We start from the raw sequence: 17,330 nt of genomic DNA on the forward strand, positions 1-17,330 counted from the left end.
GCAATTTAACTGGAGGAATGATACCCGGATCTATAATTCATCAGCTGAATGTCATGGGTTGCAGTTTTTATTTTTCTTATCAATACCCTGCAGAAAAAGTGATGTTTCTTTCCGTGGATTATGAGGCCCCAGTAGGTAGTATCTGGGTAAGTGATTGCATTGATGTGACCACTTTTAAAAAAGGAATTTGCCTATGCTGGAAATCAGACCCAACTGCGAATGCTGCGATAAAGATCTGCCGCCTAATTCAACCGAGGCGATGATTTGCACCTACGAATGCACTTTCTGTACAGCCTGTGTTGAAGACATCCTTTCCAACGTTTGTCCGAATTGCGGAGGCGGATTTATGCCTAGGCCTATTCGCCCAAAAACAGCGCGGCGTGAAGGGGTAAGCGTTCAGCACCAACTGCCTTCAACTAAACGAGTACATACGCCTTACACCATTGAAGAACTCAAAGTATTTGGCGAGCAGTTTAAACATATTGCGCCTGAAGACCGCTAATGCCAGCAACAAGCCAACTTGATAAACAGAGAACTGAGATGGTTGCGTGTTATCCGAGGTATGTCATCGACCCGACGAAAACCGCAGAGTTCGAGCAATATGCCAAGATGTGGATTCCTTTGGTGAACAAGTTTGGCGGTCAGCACAACGGATATTTTATGCCTTCTGAGGGGGCGAATAATATCGCGCTGGCGTTGTTCACGTTTCCGAGTCTGGCGGAATACGAAGCGTATCGAAATAAATCGTTTGATGATGAAGCCTGTAAGGCGGCTTTCAAGTTCGCAGAAGAGACAGCCTGTATCGTGAGTTACGAACGTCGTTTTTTCCGCCCAGTTTTTGAATAGGCCTCAAACCTGTCCCAAACGCGCCACATGGCTGCTCGACAACCAGCGCCGCCTCACTGAACCCAACTGGCATTGTGCCTTCATTGTTTTTGTTCAGGATTAGGGGTCTGAGGCATGGCTTCACACATGGCTGATCCGTGCCTTGAAGATGTTGAATTAGTAGAAAAAACGCTGTGGAGTCCCCAACCAAAAGTCCCTGTTGCATCGCGTAGCGCTCAGACAAAGGAAACCCAGCGTTTTGGATTACCTGGGTGATGCAGAGAAAGCGCGCAAAGAATGGTTGGAATAAGTCCGTCAGCTATGTTTCACCAACGGATACCCTGCAGAAGACCAATGGATAATCCCACCCTTAAGCGAACACACATTATTAAACCCCATCCTCCGTAAAGACTCTGTTGCTAAAGCTGAGCGTGAACCCGAACGACAATAGAGAGCAATAGTGGCATTAGAAACATCTTCAACTTTCAATGAATCAACGAGGTACGCAATGATATTCATTTCCAGTATTCCTCTAGGAATAGGATGAGCGTTTTTGATAACGCCACCCTCTACCTCATTGGGCTCTCTCACATCAATGAGGATAATGTCATCAATATTTTCGCTGAGCTGCTTTGGTGATATTTCTGTGATTTTGTTTTTAACGACATCGACGAATTGCTGACTGGTCAAGAGCATATGTTCTTCCTTTCACAATATTTGATTGAATACAAAAACGGTAGAAATGATGATTAATAGCGCTCCGAACATGCGTGACATGTAAGCTTGGGGGAAGTGAGTGCGAAGCTTATCTCCGAACAACACGCCGATAGCGCCTAGAAGAGTGACTTGAGTGATATCCGCCCAACGAAGTGCGACAAATTGCTCTGGGGAGGACGTCACGTAACCAGTCAGGCCAAAAATGGCATTGAGAGTGATGAGTATTAAGCTTGTTGATAGTGCCTCATCGAATCTCAGACCTGCCGCTAATATCAGTGCCGGAACAATGAGGAATCCGCCACCAACCCCGACGAAACCTGTTAGAAATCCGACGAAACTCCCAGCGACTATGAGAGGAGAGATGAAATTTGACGTTTCCCGTGTCTTTGGTGTTTGGGTGAAAAAAAGTAATTTCGCCCCTGCGATATACATGGAAAAAGACAGAACAATCAGTTGCGCTGTAACAGGTGCAATAGCAGCTGTATTTGCGCCCAAAAAAGCGCCTAGAACACTGGGTATACCGAAAGCCAATAGGAGGTGAATATTGATATTTTTGGTGAGGGGGTTTTTAAAAGAGGATAAGAGGCTGAGAATACCAACAATAATCAGGGACGACATTATTGCTTCTTTTTCTGACATCTCCACGCTATACACCAGCACAGGTATAGTAATAATGGCGCCTCCTGAGCCTAAAATTGCTAGTGAAAAACCAATAAAAAGTGCTCCGAGTAAACCCATTCCTTTGCTCATTACCTAGTAAACGTATGAGCAAAACACTAATTGATGGGTCTAGAGCTCAACAACTTATGAAACTTTGCTCGCTTGGAAAGGGATTGTTTGTCGCTAGACGTTGACTAAGTGCTTGGGAAGCTCACTTTGTCAGGTTTACTGTCAGCTGTTTTGATGCAGGTATGGTACCTGCTCGGCATTTTGACAAGAACAAGTGTCATCGAGTAATCGATGAGAAGCTCCCCGAATAAGACGGATTTCACATTGATAGGCTACTCCTTTGGCATCGAACTTCCGTCTTGAATCATTGAGCTAACTGCCAATACGCCTCTCAATATAAATAACCGCCGCCAAAGATCTCTCCTTGACGGCGGCATTCGAGTTAGCCATTTAAATTTGCTGAAGAGACAGCTTGCATTATTAGTTACGAACGAAGCTTTTCCAGACCCATCTGCTTATAACCAATAACCTTCCAGCGCCTACTTGGACAATGATAATCAACTTATCAGTGTGTCACTCTCGAGTTATTTTATAGTGCCCACCCTTTGTATTACCTCTAAATGATTTCTTTAGTGCTATTGACGTTTGCAATTAACTTGGTACATAGTATCGACACGAAACGTTAAAAGTTTCGATTCGATACCCATTATTGGCGCAACAGGAATGGTGCCGAGGCGTATGGAAAATAACCACTAAATTTGAAGCAATGAGAGGTAGATATGAAAAAGCTTGTATATGCACTTTTTAGTGCATCGGTACTTTTGGGGTGCACCGGAACAGCAGTGAGTGCTGGAAATAATTCTGGAAGCAATATCCCTGGTTATGATGCTTACTCAAAATCTTTGGAAACCTCCCCTGTCACGCCAGAGGAATTTGCACTGTTACAAAAAACCATTTTCTTTGGTCCTGAGGATGTGAAGGCGCTTCGTCAGGCCCAAAAAATCCTTAAACCCCAAATTACTGAGATTCTCGATACTTGGTATGGTTATGTAGGTGCAAATCCCCATCTGCTTTACTATTTTTCAAACAAGGAATCGGGCGAAGCCAATGGTGAATATCTTTCAAGAGTCAGGGACCGCTTTGAGCAGTGGATTTTGGATTTGACTGATGCAAATTATGATCAGCAGTGGTTGAATTATCAGCATGAAATTGCCAAACGTCACCACAGCGTGGGCAAAAACCGCACTGATAACGTGAATTCGGTTGATCACATTGATTACAAATACATGGTGGCGTTCATTTACCCGATTACAACAACCATCAAACCGTTTTTGCAAAACGGCAATGCATCGCAAAAAGAGGTTGATGCTATGTATGAGGCGTGGAGAAAAGCAGTCATTCTGTCTGTGATTCTTTGGACACACCCTTACATCAAAGATGGTGATTTCTAAGGTCTACAGTTTACTCTCCTAGCTGTAACTTGATGACAAACAGGCCTCTTTAAGAGGCCTGTTAGTTTTCATTCTCATTAAAAATTGAGAAATTCTTTTAAAAGCTACGGCTTTTTAGCACTACTTACTGTGGACGTAGTGCATGGTTGTGAACTGCCGGCGAAGTGCGGAGACCACTTTAGCAATTTCCTCATCAGGTCTTCTACCCAACAATGAATCAGCAATATACTTGGCGACTTCAGGCATGTGCTCCACGGTGAAGCCAGCTCTGACAATCTCTGGTGTACCAAAACGAAGGCCGTTCATGTCTCGCGCCATGTCTGCAATTGGAAGGCCAATACCACAAGTGAGGATATTTGCTTTACGCAGCTTCTTCGCCATGGTTTGCCCGCCACCGAAAGGTACTGCCTGAATCGCGAACTGGTGAGATTCAGAGGGAGTTTGACCATTCGGGCCAGTTACTTGAAAAACTGGCAGTCCTTCAGTCTGACATGCACGAGCCAGCGCTTGATTAGCTTCAATCATGGCATTGGAATAATCCGCGCCGAACGTCTTCCAGTCCAACAGCGACACCGCGAGTGCGGCAGATTTAGCTGCATCAAAATTAGCGGTTAAACCCGGGAAGGCGATGCTATCAATGCGCTCCATCAGCTCGGCATCGTTCGATACAATCAGTCCACCTGGAGGCCCACCCAAACTTTTGTAAGTGCTCATGGTCATCAAGTGAGCGCCTTGATTCAGAGGGTTTGGCCAGCTTTTACCAGCAATGATTCCGCATTGGTGTGCGGCATCGAACAGCACTTTGGCACCCACTTCATCGGCAACGGCTCGTATGTCTGAAACAGGGTGGGGCAATAGGTTCAGGCTTCCGCCAATGGTGATCAATTTGGGTTTGAGGGCGTGTGCTTGTTCTCTCAGTACATCTAAGTCGACGGTGTAGTGCTCGGCATCGGCTTTCATTTCGACAATATTGAGCCCATATAATCCCGCTGCACCTGCATGGTGGTGAGTGACATGACCACCGATAGAAGCCGGTGGAACGAGAATGGTGTCGCCCGGTTGTGCGGTCGCCATAAAGGCGTAAAGGTTTGCCATTGCGCCAGAGGCGACGCGGATTTCAGCGTATTTAGCATCGAAAACATCACACGCCAGCTGCGCAGTAATGATCTCGATTTTCTCTATGGCCTCCAGTCCCATTTCATACTTGTCGCCGGGATAGCCGAGAGAAGGGCGCGTACCAATACCTGTTGCCAACAGCGCTTCTGCTTTTGGGTTCATGATATTTGTCGCCGGGTTGAGGTTGATGCACTCTCTTTCGTGGATGATCCGGTTCTCATCGGAAAGCGCATAAATCGCTGCAATGACCCCTGATTCGTTCAAGGTGCTGATATTGGCTACGGTGTCTTGTGCGTAATCATTGATGCTTTCTGCTACCCAAGGCTTCTTATGAAATGTCATTTTTGGCGTCCTTTCTCTGTTTCGTGATGTATCTATATCAACGCGGAAGACCATTTCGCTCAAATGGATTATTTTTTGTATAAGGCAAAAATAATTTTGGGCTTAACTCATGCGTTCTGTTCGCTTTCCTCAACTTCCCCCTTTAGATGCGCTGGTGGCTTTTGAAGCTGCGGCTGAACATGAAAGTTTTGCCAGAGCGGGCGAAGAGCTTTTTCTTACTGCATCTGCAGTGGCGTATCAGGTCAAAAAGCTCGAAAGCCATTTGGCCGTTTCTTTGTTCGCAAGGCATGGTAAAGGTGTTTCACTTACCCCAAAAGGCAAAGAATTTTTAGTGCTTGTTAAGCAAGCGCTCAAAGGTTTCGAGGAAAATGTTGAACGGATTCGGCATGGAAAGCTAAGGCCAGTTCGCTTGGCGACACAGCACGCTATTGCTCAGTTCTGGTTGCAAAAGCGTTTGGGAAATTATCAGCATGATTTCCCTGAACATGAATTGGAAATCACCGCTGTCTCGACCGTTTCCGGTCAGCCGGAAGAAACCGATCTTGCGCTGGGTTATTTCTTTCATGATCCTGGCCGTCGCTGGCAAAAACTGTGGAGCGAGAGACTGTTGCCAGTCAGTGCGCCTAATTATGTAGGGAAGGATGATCCCGTCTTTTACCAAGACATGCATTGGCATGATGATTGGCGGTTTTGGCAAGATAAGTTCAGTGGCAGACAAGCGCGAACGCGTCGCTCCAGTTTGTATGCTTTGTTGTTGCAATCAGTCTTGGACGGGCAAGGAGCGATGGTTGGGCGGGTTTCCCTGCTGCAGGATTACTTGGAGCGTGGTGAGTTGGTGCCTTGGCCTGACGATTCAGTGAATCAGGTGGAAAGTGGCGGATACTACCTCTATCGAAGCGCCGCGTGTGATGATCACCCTGTGGCCAATCATTTCTATGATTGGTTGACGGCGCAGTGCGCTTCTAGATAGGGTGAAGTGTCACCAAAAAGGATTTGAAGGTACGCCCCATGGAACTGATCACCTTTCTGTTATTTATCCCTGCCTGTTTTGCCTTAAACATGACGCCGGGGCCAAACAATCTGCTCGCGATGAATAATGCCCGTTGTTATGGCTTTCAACCTGCGCTGGTTGCCAGCTTTGGCCGAATCGCCGCCTTTGCGGTAATGATTGCACTAACTGCCTCTGGATTGGCGGTGATCCTCTATGCATCAGAAAAGGTCTTTCTGGCGATAAAGCTAGTTGGCGCTATGTATCTATTCTGGATTGCTTTCCAGCTTTGGCGGTCAACGTCTAGCCCGGTAAACGATATAGAAGCAGATAGAAAGGTCAAAGCATTACTTAAACAAGAGTTCGCGCTCGCCGCGGGTAACCCAAAGGCCATCCTTATTTTTACTGCGTTTCTGCCACAGTTTGTTGACCCGTCCGCACCCATCAATCAGCAGTTCTTTATTCTGGGTTTGACATTCCTGGTGCTGGAAGTGGTCGCGATTTCTATGTATGCGCTCTTCGGCATTTATCTTCGCCAGTGGTTTAGTAAACCCAAAATGGCGGGGTGGTTTAACCGCGGATGTGCTGTTGTACTCGGTGTGTCAGGCGGCAACTTGCTGATGATGAATCGAAGCTGACTTTGGGTTGTTTGGGTATATCCAGAAAGGGCGCTTAACGGCGCCCTTTGTTGTGATTAGTTATAGTGAGAGGTGAGTTTTCGCGCTTCGACTTCCATCGGCGCGTTGTAGTAGCCATAAACAAACATCTGCATCAGATACTCGCGGGTTTGGGCGGTGAGTCCTGCTCTCTCTGATTGCATCACATGCACTAATTCGTGAGGGAGTAGATCGCGTTGGGATTTGTAGCGGTTTTGAATCCAAATGCCGTAGCCAAAGGTGTAACCTGCCATATTAGGATTGGTGTAACCCACGCGTTTGGCGATTTCTAATAACTCCGGGTCGGTTGGTGCAGGCAGTTTATCTACATAATAAACCCGAACCTTTTCGGGATGTTTTACACCCATTTTTTCCGCGATGAGCACCTGTTGCGGTGTTAATGGAATCCCTTTCTCCAGTGCTTCTGCCTCGGCTTCGTGGGTGAATTTGGCTGCTGCAGGCATCAGTTGCTCGACACCGTCAATCAACTCCTGAGGTGGGTTGGCATAGATTTCATCTCTATTGACGCAACCAGTGGCTACCAAGGTGCCCAATACCATCGCTATGAGTTTTCCCCTCATTATCCTTTCCTTTCTCCATATACCGTTTGGCGAAAGGATACCCCTTGATGATTCAGACAAGGCAGACTGGCGCCCATTCTTCGAGTTGCGCCGAAATGGTTTAGGAAAGACCTAACAAAACAGCCACTCGAAAGGTGGCTGTTTGTCGTTAGAGCAGGCGCTGGAAGTTATTGCTGCTTAGACAAATCGCGGTAAGCGGCAGGTACGTTCAGACCTGGGTGAACCCAATCACGAAGGGCGTAACCGGTGAACTCTGGCAACTGCACTTTCTTCACCGTCTCGCCAAGAGACAAGCCATCATCAATCGCCTGCTGTACTTGGGTTTTAATCGCTTCCAGATAATCAATGTGCCACTGAATATCTTCAGGTGTCATCGGCGTACCATGGCCTGGCACTACCGTTGCGCCATCTGGGAGAAAGTCTTTCACTTTCTGAAGTGAACTCAGGGTTTCCAGCAGGTGACCATCCAAGAGCCAAGGCAGTGAAGGTTTCACCGTGACGATTGGGTTACCCGTGTACATGGTTTTTGATTCAGGTTCCCACACGAACAAATCACCACCAGTCTGTGCGAATCCGAAATCCATGATCTCGACATTTTTGCCACCGAGATCGATGGTGATTTTCCCATCTTTCCCGACAAGAATGTCGGCGTCAGTTGGTTTGATTTCCTCGATGCCGCGTCCTTTACCGAAGCTTTGCATCATCCACTGTATATCTGCCTCAAAATGATTGTCGATATAGTTTTGAGTCACTTCATGTTGGATGATTTTTGTTTCTTCCGGTAGGTACATGTTTCCGTAAGAGTGATCCCCATGGAAACTGGTGTTAACCGCGTAAATGATGGGCTTCTTTGTCTCAACGGCAATCATTCCCTGAAGCTGTTTATTCAGACGTTCGTTGAGAGTAGTGTCAATCACAAGCACACCTTCATCACCCACAATAAAACCGCCGCTGGTGGCAACAGGTAGGCCTTTCTTTTCCAGCTTTTTGGCATCGGTTGGGTAGTAGGCGTAAACCCCATCATCGAGTTTTTCAGCGACGAGCTGAACCTTGTTGGCATCCCATACTGGCTCATTAGCTTGCGTTGAGAGACTCAAGAGTGAAGTCGCAGCAAGTACTGCTACTGTTGTTTTGGTTATTTTCATCTTGCTTTCCTTTACTTGTCGTCCATTTGTGTTCACTCTAGAAATTCTTGGATAAAGAAAAAACAGCAATTGAAGTAACTCAGTGTTCTCCCTAAGAGAACAATTGGAGAGGCGATGGACAAGTTCACCAATATGGAGACCTTTGTGAGGGTGGTTGAGATTGGCAGTATCAGCGGTGCAGCAGACCGCATGAACATTGCCAAATCTGCAGTCAGCCGACGTTTAAAAGAATTGGAAGAACACCTGAATGTTCAACTGTTCCACCGCACAACACGCACCATGCATGCCACTGAAACAGGCACGGAATATTACAAGCATTGCCTGCGTATTCTCGAAGACTTGCGTGAAGCAGAGGAAATGACTTCTCAGGCACATTGCGTGCTGAAAGGACCGTTAAAGGTTGCTGTTCCCTCAACATTCGGGGTGCTACATATCGGCCCGGCCATTAACGACTTTCTTCAAGAACACCCACAAATTGAGTTTGAACTCGACTTTAACGACCGACAGGTTGATTTGATTCAGGAAGGCTACGATCTCGCTATTCGTATTGCCGATTTACCAGACTCGACGTTGCTCGCCAGGAAAATTGCTACAGTTCGACATGTGCTTTGTGCCAGCCCAGAATACCTGCAAACACACGGCTCTCCTGAATCCCTTTCCGATCTTAGTCACCACAAAGCGCTTGTATACAGCCTGAGCAAAGATGTCAGTCATTGGCGGCTAAACACTCCGGAAGGTAAGCTGCAAAAAGTGAAGATTAAGCCCGCATTGAAGGGGAGCAGCGGGGAATTTCTGCATTCCGCGGCAGAAAAAGGGATGGGCATAGCCCACTTGCCAACATTTGTTGTCCATCAAGCCATCAGGGAAGGGCGTCTAGAAGTGGTGCTGCCCGGCTATGCTTTTGGTGAGCTCAACGCCTATGCGATTTACCCGCAAACACGGCATTTATCACGCCGAGTCAGAACCTTGATTGATTTTCTTGTTGCCCGATTTGAAGGCACGCCATATTGGGATAAGTAAGATCTGCAACTCGCTGTAATGCGTAATGAATTAGCTGATAGTAAACCGATGAATAACGGAAAGGTGGATGGAAGAAAAGCAGATACTGGCACAGTTTGAAGCGGGTTTCAGACAGCATTTTGCTCTGAGCGATGACGAATGGCAGCCTTTTATCGATCAGGGAAAACTCAAGCTTTACAGCAAGGGTGATGTCCTGTTCAGCGCCGGAGATGTTGTCGACAAAGTAGGGTTTGTTTGTGCGGGTACCTTGTGCAATTTCTATCTCACGCCAGACGGCAACCGACGCAACAAGTCTTTTCTCCAACAGGGCGAGGTGTCTGCTTGTTTATCCTCTTTCGCAAGAGGGCTGCCTGCGCGCTTTGGCTGTGAAGTATTAACCGATTCAGTGTGTTTCGAACTGCCTGCGAAGGCGTTAAGAAGTCTAAGCGAGTCAACACCGGGATGGAAAGATGCCTTCCTACAGATGGTGACCGCATTGGCCTTAAAAAAAGAGGCGAGGGAAGCTGATTTACTGATGCTGTCGCCGACCGAGCTCTATATTCAGTTCGTCGAATCCTGCCCTGAATTATCGCAATCCTTGCCCAATTATCATATCGCGTCCTACCTTGGTATCACTGAAGTCTCACTCTCCCGCATCCGCGCTAAACTCGGCGTCCAAAACGCCTATCAGCGCCAGTAACAAAGAAGAAATTTGGTGGTTTTAACTCTTGTTAAAGTGTTAGCCGTCTCTTCCCAATAAGCTGACTCCCGAACTATCCAAAAAGGGAGTCAGGATGAAACTACTTAATAAAACCATTGTGCTGACTGGTGGGACGTCAGGCATTGGTCGACAGTTAGTTGAACAACTCGTCGGCGATAACCAACTGATAGTGCTTGGGCGGGATGCACAGAAACTCAGCACATTGAAGAAAAAATGGCCATCCATCATCACTTTTCAGGTTGATTTGGCTGACGTGAATCAGGTTCATCTCATCGCCCAATCTATTGCCTCCGCGAAACCCGAAATAGATTTGCTCATCAATAATGCTGCGACCCAGTTTATGCCGAAATTCACTGATGAGGCGTTCACATTCGACACGGTGAAAACGGAAGTCGATACCAACTTCACCTCTGTTTGCGCGCTAATTCATGGCTTATTGCCTGCGCTTCTTGCATCGGAGTCGTCTCGCGTCATCAACATTAATTCTGCCCTTGGATTAGTGCCAAAGGCATCTTCTGCGGTCTATTGCGCCACGAAAGGCGCACTCAACATCTTCTCCCAGAGTCTGCGCTATCAACTGGAAGGCTCTGTTGTTGGCGTACAACAGGCTTTTTTGCCTCTGGTAGATACCGCAATGACTAAAGGCAGGGGCAAGAACAAAATCTCATCGGATGTGGCAGCTGCTGAAATTATCGCTGGTATCGAAAAAGGCGAGGACGACTTCGACATCGGTGCGACCCGATTTTTACGAGTGCTAAATGCCTTGGCACCTTTTGCCGCACGCAAACTACTGAAGGCGTCATAAATGGTCACAAAACATAGTTGGCTGGGATTTATTTGGGGAGTGATTTCAATGACTGCAACGGCGACAGAAAACAGCGTAGACATCGTTGTGAAGGGGATAGATACAACAAGGCCAGGAAATGTGTTGGTGATGTTATTTGCTGAAGACGGTTTTCCAAAGAAGCACGACAAAGCGCTAAGGATCGTGAGTTACACCGCTGACAAAGCTGAGCGGAACGTCACCTTCGAAAATGTGCCAACGCAGTTTGCTATCAAGGTTCTACATGACGAAGACGAGGACGGGAAAGTTACCAAGAACTGGACAGGTGTCTGGCCCCAAGAGGGGTTGGGTTTCTCCAACGGTGCGAGAATCACGTTCAAAGCGCCAAGTTTTTCGAGCGCGCAGCTTGAAGCTTCAAGCATCACCTCTCCCCACGAAATTACTATTCGCTATCCGTAAGGAGGATTTATGTCATCACTTTTTAAACTCATGGTCATCATGGCCCTATTTTTTGCTTCGACCTTTATTGCGGTGAATGCGATGGGCTGGCTAACGGTAGACCAGATTCAGTTGTGGTTCGAGCAAGCACAGTCACTGAGTGCACTGACTGTTGCCATTATTGTCGTTTCATTGCTGTTTTTGGATTTGTTCATCGCGGTACCCACGCTTTCCATCATGATTCTCGGTGGCTATTTTGCAGGAGCATATGTTGGCGCTTTGGCAGCTTTCACAGGTACTTTGCTGGCGGGAGTTGCCGGATATGTCTTGAGTGCGAAGTTTGGCGATAGGCTGGTCAATGTCGTCGTGAAAGATGAGAAACAGCGCGCTGAGTTACGTGGTCACTTCCGTCAGTATGGTGTGTTAATGATTTTGCTTTCCCGCGCCATGCCGATTCTGCCTGAAGTCACAGCATGTATGTCAGGTATCAGCCGCATGAAATTCACAACTTTCCTACTGGCATGGTGCACAGTTAACCTGCCGTATACCTTTATTGCTGCTTATGCAGGGTCCATCAGCAGTTTGGAAAACCCAAAACCAGCGATTCTCACCGCGATTGCACTCTCAGTCTTCTTTTGGATTGGATGGGGACTACTAAGACGCTTTTCGTTGAAACGACCTGTTCGCGCGGACTAGTTGAGATAGAGGATTAAAAACAGTGTTTCGATAGTTAGATTTCACAACAATTCGACATTCGAAGCACTATATTTCACTAGAGGAAGCCTTTCTAATTCAAACCAATTTTATACACACGACAGGCAAGTCTTTTGAAATTGAAATTCGCACTGGATAACCGGAAAAACATCTTAGTTGCCGGAGCAGTATTACTTAGCTTTATCGGCATAGGCAGTTTGCTGCCGGAAGAATTAACGCTTCAACGTTGGATTGCAGCCTTTTTTGCTGCCAATGCCTTGGTGGGAATGGCATTGGCTTTTCTGCTTTCGACGCGCATGGAAATTCTGGAATCTATCTTTGGTGGTTTGGACAGGGTTTACAAAGCGCACCGATGGGCGGGTATTTGGTCGGTTTTTTCTATCTTCATGCATTGGTGGTTAGTGCCACAATCTGAAGTCGCTCGTGAAGAAACCAGTCTGATTGAGATTGGCTCCGACACCGGAGAATGGGCAACTTGGCTGCTGCTGGTCTTGGTAGTGATCAGCTTTATGCGCATGCTGCCTTACCACTTATGGAAGTGGAGCCATCGCTTGATGGGGTTGGTTTTCTTCATCTCCGTCTTCCACTATCTTTTTGCCGTCAGGCCTTTCCAGTTGTTCTCGCCAGCGGGAATCGCGATGAACCTGACGGCAGTTATTGGTGTTTGGGCTTGGTACTACTATGCCTTTGGAAAGGACACCAGTAAGCACTACATCGCCAAAGTTGAAAACGTGAAAAAGCAAAATGGTATCGTCAGTTTTGATACCAAGCCTTTGCAGGGCAAGCCGAAGTGGGAAGCTGGGCAATTCGCTTTTGTCTCAGTCCTTCATAACGATAACATCAAAAGCGAACCGCACCCTTACACTATCGCAAGCAGCTATCACGGCGGTAAGCCAAGTTTCTCGATTGCAGCATTGGGTGATTACACCAAAACGCTTTATGAGCACTTGGAAAACGGCCAGATGATTCGACTGGATATGCCATACGGGCGCTTCCACTTGGATATGAAAGCGAAAGAGCAAATCTGGATTGGTTCTGGAATCGGTATCACCCCGTTTATTGCCTGGTTACAATCGCTCAACAGCCAAAGCAAACAGCACCCTTCAGTCACGCTCTATTATCTGGTTAAAAACGAAGAAGCTGCCATATTTGCAAAAGAGCTTGGTGAATTAGTCGAAGGCTTGCCAACGGTAAACCTAAACATTGTCTATTCAGAGCAAGGGCGTCTAACGCCAGAAAAAATTTCCGAAGATATTAATGGTGATATCGGTGATGTTTCGCTCTACTTCTGCGGTAACCCTGAAGTCAGAAAGACAATGCAGGAAGGGCTAGAACAACTCGGCATGCCGAAGAACAACACCCATTATGAGTTGTTTGATTTTCGGGGTGCTTTGTAAGCACGAGCTTTTTCAAACGTCGGTTTCTGTGCATCCAACTAACCAAAAGTCACAATGCTAAGTTTCACGGGAGGAGCCTATGCACAAACAAAACATGCGCAATGCAGTATTGGCTGCTGTTATCTGTATTTTGAGCGTAGGGTGTTCATCAATGAACCAGTCGGGTAATTCTAGATTCGCCATGAATGTAGAATATGTAAATGATGACAATGAGGTCATTTCAAGGCCCGATCTACCTCAGCGAGTTATTGTCCAGTTTACTGTTATCCCCGGCGCAATATGGGGCCGCCCGTTAACTGATAGCCAGTACTTAGATGTCACCGACATCGGCAGCGTTTTGAATGCTGACTTTTCTGATTTACTCGCGAAAATTGAGCCTTTTGCAACTCCGTTGCTCGACACAGAAGCAAACGAAGGTTTAGTCATTACGCCAAAAGAAACAAAGTTAGCGAGATTTGGCACATTTACGTATGACTTGGAAACTCAGGACTCTTTGGGCGGGACAGGCTTTGGTAGTGCCGACCCTGAGATATATGGTCTAGTACTTACATACTTTGATCGACCCGCTGAGATTAAGGCGGTCAAAACCGAAAATGGGGATACATCAGAGTTCGACATCAAGGTAAAAAAGGAAGGGCTGGTTTGGCTGAAAATAACGAAACCTCGTAAGAACTTTTATCTTTACACTGTGCATGAGTTTGTTGGTAACGAATTTCTGTTCATTCGACCTCGAACACCAGACCCCAAAGAAGCTAAGCAAGACTTGTCGGCATAAAGTGGTCTGCTGAATATCTGTATTTGATATAGCAATTTCTAGGGAGCGAGTTAGCTCCCTTAGTTGTTTAGAAGTCTGCTTTTAGATCAAGCCCAACACCTTCAAAACCAATGACCCCACACAAACCGTCACGCTGGAAAACAGGGTAGTGAGCCCGATAATATTGGCGCTTAACGTGGTATTACCCCCTGCAGCTCTTGTCATTGCATAGCTTGCAGCAGCCACAGGTGCGGCGTTCATAAAGAACAGAATCCCCAGTTCCAGTCCTCTAAATCCATACAGGTAACCAATCAAGGTAAAGGCGAAAGGCGCAACCATAAGCTTGTTAGAAGTTGCAAACCAGGTTGGCTTTTTCTCGTCTCTCATCATCCGGAAATCCAAACTGCCGCCCGTACACAAGAGCGCGAGTGGAAGTGCGATTCGGGAAAGGTAGTTGCCCGTGTCGACAATCACGGTTGGAAGAGTGATATTCAGAAGTGAAACAACAACGCCAAGTGCAATCGCGATGATCAGCGGATTCTTGCCCAGATTGATAAATATGGTTTTTGTGGACTGCAGTTTGGAACCCGCCGAGCGCGGCGACAAGCAGATCACCGCTTGAATGTTATATACGACGGTAATCACCGCCACATAAATTGCCGCGAGTGCCAGCCCTTGACTGCCATAGGCATTTTCAACGTAAGCGATGCCTATGATGGCTGTGTTGGCACGAAAGCTCCCTTGAATCAGCACGCCGTGATCTGGATTTCCCTTGAAAGCCAGTTTGGTGGACGCGATACAAAACACGAAAAAAATCACCGTCATGACAACGGAAAAAGCCAGAAATTCTGTGGCTTGCGAGAAGTTATGGTCAGCCGTGGCAATGCTTAAAAACAGCATTGCGGGCAGGGCGACATTGAACACCAGCCGTGAAGCAACATCGTTAAAGTTGGCGTTGGTCCACTTTAGTCTTTTGAAGATATAGCCAAGTGAAATAATGAAAAAGATCGGCGCGACGAGAGAAAGGGAAAACGCTAATTGCTCCATGATGTTAGCCATTTTTCTTCTTCATCTCGACTGCGAAGGGGTTACTTAAAATCTACGCTATTTATGCGTGAATACTCAATAGCCATGCTATCAAGACTGTGTCTCTCATTTGCCTGTCCCACAAATCTTTCACTTCTTAACGCTTCTTTAACTTCCTTATTGATGACCTTATACCTTGGTCTTAATTGTCGACAATCCTCTTGATCTAACCCCTTTTCAGTGTCTAAAGTATGTCCATGAGATTAAATTGTAGACAATGTTGAGGTTGTATCGATATCTCAATTTCCTCCACAAATGCTCATGAAAGCGTTGGAGGAAACCACGACAAACACCGTCAACACAGCCTTTGGACAAGGAACACAATGAGCGAAAACAACGCATTAAGCGCGACGCTGGAAAGCGTGAGTCCCACATCGAAAGAAAACACCAAGTCGGAAAACCTGACAGCCTTGCTGGTTGAGGCTATCGTCTCCGGCGAAATCGCATCAGGCAGTAAAATCTCTGAACCAGAGCTCGCCCGCCGCTATGAATGCAGCCGTGGGCCGCTGCGCGAAGCCATAATGCGCCTGGAAGGGCTGGGGCTGATTGAGCGTATTCCTCATGTTGGGGCACGTGTCATTACCTTAACGCCAGAAAAACTCGTCGAATTGTATGCTGTGCGCGAAGCGTTGGAAGGCATGGCGGCGCGACTGGCAGCCAGAAATATCAAGCAGGATGAGCTTCAAGGTATTGAAGATTTGCTCACCAAGCACTCCAGACATATCGACGAAGTCGAGGGCGCATCTTACTTCCATCAATACGGCGACTTTGATTTTCACTACCGGGTAATCATGGCGAGCCGCAATCAAAAGCTGATCAATTTGCTGTGTGGTGAGCTGTATCACTTGCTTCGCATGTATCGCTACCAATCACCCAAGACTCAATCCCGACCCAACCATGCGTTAGAAGAGCACAAGTTTATTTTGCACGCGATCCGTAACCGTGACGAAGAGCTGGCAGAGCTGGCAATGCGTCGCCATATCGCGGGCAGCCGAAAGGCAATCGAACAACAAATCTTAAAAGATTAGAAGGACCTGACTATGACACTCTCCCCTGGAGCCAAATTCCGACAAGCCGTTGAGCAGAACAACCCACTGCAAATTGTCGGCACCATCAATCCTTACTGCGCCATGATGGCACAACGCCTCGGCCATCAAGCCATTTACCTCTCTGGTGGTGGTATCGCCAACGCGAGTTACGGTCTGCCTGATCTTGGCATTACCACGCTGAATGATGTGATGGTTGATGTCGAACGCATCACTAACGCCTGTGATTTACCGCTGCTGGTGGATATCGATACCGGATTCGGCGGCGCATTCAATATCGCCCGCACCATCAAAGCGATGGAGAAAGCAGGCACCGCAGCAGTGCATATGGAAGATCAGGTCGCGCAAAAACGCTGTGGTCATCGCCCAAACAAGGCGATTGTTAGCCAGCAGGAAATGGTCGATCGCGTAAAAGCGGCCGTCGATGCCCGTACTGATGAGCAGTTCGTGATCATGGCACGCACCGATGCGTTGGCCGTGGAAGGCATGGACAGCGCCATCGAACGCGCGATTGCTTGTATCGAAGCGGGTGCTGACATGATCTTCCCGGAAGCGATGAACAAGCTGGAACAATACCAGCAATTCTCAAGCGCGCTTCGCAGTGCGATTGGCAAACCTGTGCCTATTCTCGCCAACATCACTGAGTTCGGACAAACCCCGCTTTATACCTGTGAAGAATTGGCCGCAGTGGACGTCGACATGGTGCTTTACCCGCTGAGTGCGTTCAGGGCAATGAACAAAGCGGCGGAAAACGTCTATCGCCACCTTCTCGAAGAGGGCAACCAAGAGGCATTGGTCGATTCAATGCAAACCCGTGCCGAGCTCTACGACTACCTCAACTATCACGACTACGAAAACAAACTGGACGATCTGTTCGCACAAGACAAATCGTGATGATTGA

The 17,330-nt window shown here is 47.3% G+C and carries 20 protein-coding genes; 14 read left to right on the forward strand and 6 right to left on the reverse strand.

The genetic code is table 11. The annotated features are described in order from the left end of the window. Positions 1-193 precede the first annotated feature (193 nt). Positions 194-502 (forward strand): DUF1272 domain-containing protein, encoded by a 309-nt coding sequence (locus K6Q96_RS07360; RefSeq protein WP_251879116.1) that lies wholly within the window; start codon positions 194-196, stop codon positions 500-502. A gap of 38 nt (positions 503-540) precedes the next feature. Beyond that, on the forward strand, positions 541-846 hold the full coding sequence (locus K6Q96_RS07365) for an NIPSNAP family protein (RefSeq protein WP_251879614.1): 306 nt from the start codon (positions 541-543) through the stop codon (positions 844-846). A gap of 294 nt (positions 847-1,140) precedes the next feature. Here K6Q96_RS07365 and K6Q96_RS07370 read toward each other — a convergent pair whose 3' ends face one another. Together K6Q96_RS07370 and K6Q96_RS07375 are read right to left on the reverse strand one after the other, a co-directional pair. Next, entirely contained in the window at positions 1,141-1,521 is a 381-nt protein-coding gene (locus K6Q96_RS07370) for a rhodanese-like domain-containing protein (protein ID WP_251879118.1), read from the reverse strand. A 12-nt stretch (positions 1,522-1,533) separates the two neighbouring features. Continuing rightward, positions 1,534-2,280: a sulfite exporter TauE/SafE family protein gene (locus K6Q96_RS07375; RefSeq protein ID WP_251879120.1), complete on the reverse strand. Its 747-nt coding sequence runs from the start codon at positions 2,278-2,280 to the stop codon at positions 1,534-1,536. A 710-nt stretch (positions 2,281-2,990) separates the two neighbouring features. Here K6Q96_RS07375 and K6Q96_RS07380 point away from each other — a divergent pair. Beyond that, the gene (locus K6Q96_RS07380) at positions 2,991-3,662 is read left to right on the forward strand and encodes a protoglobin domain-containing protein (protein WP_251879122.1); all 672 of its coding nucleotides are present in this window, start codon (positions 2,991-2,993) and stop codon (positions 3,660-3,662) included. A gap of 120 nt (positions 3,663-3,782) precedes the next feature. On the opposite strand, the gene glyA is transcribed toward K6Q96_RS07380, so the two are convergent. Next, positions 3,783-5,120 carry a serine hydroxymethyltransferase gene (gene glyA, locus K6Q96_RS07385; RefSeq protein WP_251879124.1) on the reverse strand — a complete coding sequence of 446 codons (1,338 nt, stop codon included), beginning with the start codon at positions 5,118-5,120 and terminating at the stop codon, positions 3,783-3,785. A 109-nt stretch (positions 5,121-5,229) separates the two neighbouring features. On the opposite strand from glyA, the gene K6Q96_RS07390 reads away from it, so the two are divergent. Together K6Q96_RS07390 and K6Q96_RS07395 are read left to right on the forward strand one after the other, a co-directional pair. Then, entirely contained in the window at positions 5,230-6,090 is an 861-nt protein-coding gene (locus tag K6Q96_RS07390) for a LysR family transcriptional regulator (RefSeq protein WP_251879126.1), read from the forward strand. A 38-nt stretch (positions 6,091-6,128) separates the two neighbouring features. Beyond that, complete coding sequence (locus K6Q96_RS07395; protein WP_251879128.1) at positions 6,129-6,746, forward strand: LysE family translocator; 618 nt, start codon at positions 6,129-6,131, stop codon at positions 6,744-6,746. Between the two features lie 56 nt (positions 6,747-6,802). Here the strand turns inward: K6Q96_RS07395 and K6Q96_RS07400 are convergent, their stop codons facing one another. Both K6Q96_RS07400 and K6Q96_RS07405 read right to left on the reverse strand, forming a co-directional pair. Further along, the gene (locus K6Q96_RS07400; protein ID WP_251879130.1) at positions 6,803-7,345 is read right to left on the reverse strand and encodes a hypothetical protein; all 543 of its coding nucleotides are present in this window, start codon (positions 7,343-7,345) and stop codon (positions 6,803-6,805) included. A 167-nt stretch (positions 7,346-7,512) separates the two neighbouring features. Next, on the reverse strand, positions 7,513-8,490 hold the full coding sequence (locus tag K6Q96_RS07405) for an MBL fold metallo-hydrolase (RefSeq protein ID WP_251879132.1): 978 nt from the start codon (positions 8,488-8,490) through the stop codon (positions 7,513-7,515). 114 nt (positions 8,491-8,604) lie between these two features. On the opposite strand from K6Q96_RS07405, the gene K6Q96_RS07410 reads away from it, so the two are divergent. The 7 genes from K6Q96_RS07410 to K6Q96_RS07440 all read left to right on the forward strand — a co-directional run bounded on the left by K6Q96_RS07410 (position 8,605) and on the right by K6Q96_RS07440 (position 14,318). After that, positions 8,605-9,510 (forward strand): LysR family transcriptional regulator, encoded by a 906-nt coding sequence (locus K6Q96_RS07410; protein ID WP_251879133.1) that lies wholly within the window; start codon positions 8,605-8,607, stop codon positions 9,508-9,510. Positions 9,511-9,577: 67 nt separating this feature from the next. After that, on the forward strand, positions 9,578-10,189 hold the full coding sequence (locus tag K6Q96_RS07415; protein WP_251879135.1) for a Crp/Fnr family transcriptional regulator: 612 nt from the start codon (positions 9,578-9,580) through the stop codon (positions 10,187-10,189). A 94-nt stretch (positions 10,190-10,283) separates the two neighbouring features. After that, a complete protein-coding gene (locus K6Q96_RS07420) occupies positions 10,284-11,015 on the forward strand; it encodes an SDR family oxidoreductase (RefSeq protein WP_251879137.1) in 732 nt (243 codons plus the stop codon). Then, positions 11,016-11,453: a DUF2141 domain-containing protein gene (locus K6Q96_RS07425; protein WP_251879139.1), complete on the forward strand. Its 438-nt coding sequence runs from the start codon at positions 11,016-11,018 to the stop codon at positions 11,451-11,453. Between the two features lie 9 nt (positions 11,454-11,462). Next, positions 11,463-12,128, forward strand: coding sequence for a TVP38/TMEM64 family protein (locus K6Q96_RS07430; protein ID WP_251879140.1), 666 nt, complete (start codon positions 11,463-11,465; stop codon positions 12,126-12,128). A gap of 131 nt (positions 12,129-12,259) precedes the next feature. After that, a complete protein-coding gene (locus tag K6Q96_RS07435; protein ID WP_251879142.1) occupies positions 12,260-13,543 on the forward strand; it encodes a ferredoxin reductase family protein in 1,284 nt (427 codons plus the stop codon). 79 nt (positions 13,544-13,622) lie between these two features. Further along, a complete protein-coding gene (locus tag K6Q96_RS07440; protein WP_251879144.1) occupies positions 13,623-14,318 on the forward strand; it encodes a hypothetical protein in 696 nt (231 codons plus the stop codon). A gap of 81 nt (positions 14,319-14,399) precedes the next feature. On the opposite strand, the gene K6Q96_RS07445 is transcribed toward K6Q96_RS07440, so the two are convergent. Continuing rightward, entirely contained in the window at positions 14,400-15,356 is a 957-nt protein-coding gene (locus K6Q96_RS07445) for an AEC family transporter (RefSeq protein ID WP_251879146.1), read from the reverse strand. Between the two features lie 350 nt (positions 15,357-15,706). On the opposite strand from K6Q96_RS07445, the gene K6Q96_RS07450 reads away from it, so the two are divergent. Together K6Q96_RS07450 and prpB are read left to right on the forward strand one after the other, a co-directional pair. After that, complete coding sequence (locus tag K6Q96_RS07450; RefSeq protein ID WP_062661938.1) at positions 15,707-16,411, forward strand: GntR family transcriptional regulator; 705 nt, start codon at positions 15,707-15,709, stop codon at positions 16,409-16,411. Between the two features lie 12 nt (positions 16,412-16,423). Beyond that, positions 16,424-17,323, forward strand: a complete 900-nt coding sequence (prpB, locus tag K6Q96_RS07455; protein ID WP_251879147.1) for a methylisocitrate lyase — start codon at positions 16,424-16,426, stop codon at positions 17,321-17,323. Positions 17,324-17,330: the final 7 nt, after the last annotated feature.

The sequence above is a fragment of the Grimontia kaedaensis genome (assembly GCF_023746615.1).
Taxonomy (GTDB): domain Bacteria; phylum Pseudomonadota; class Gammaproteobacteria; order Enterobacterales; family Vibrionaceae; genus Enterovibrio; species Enterovibrio kaedaensis.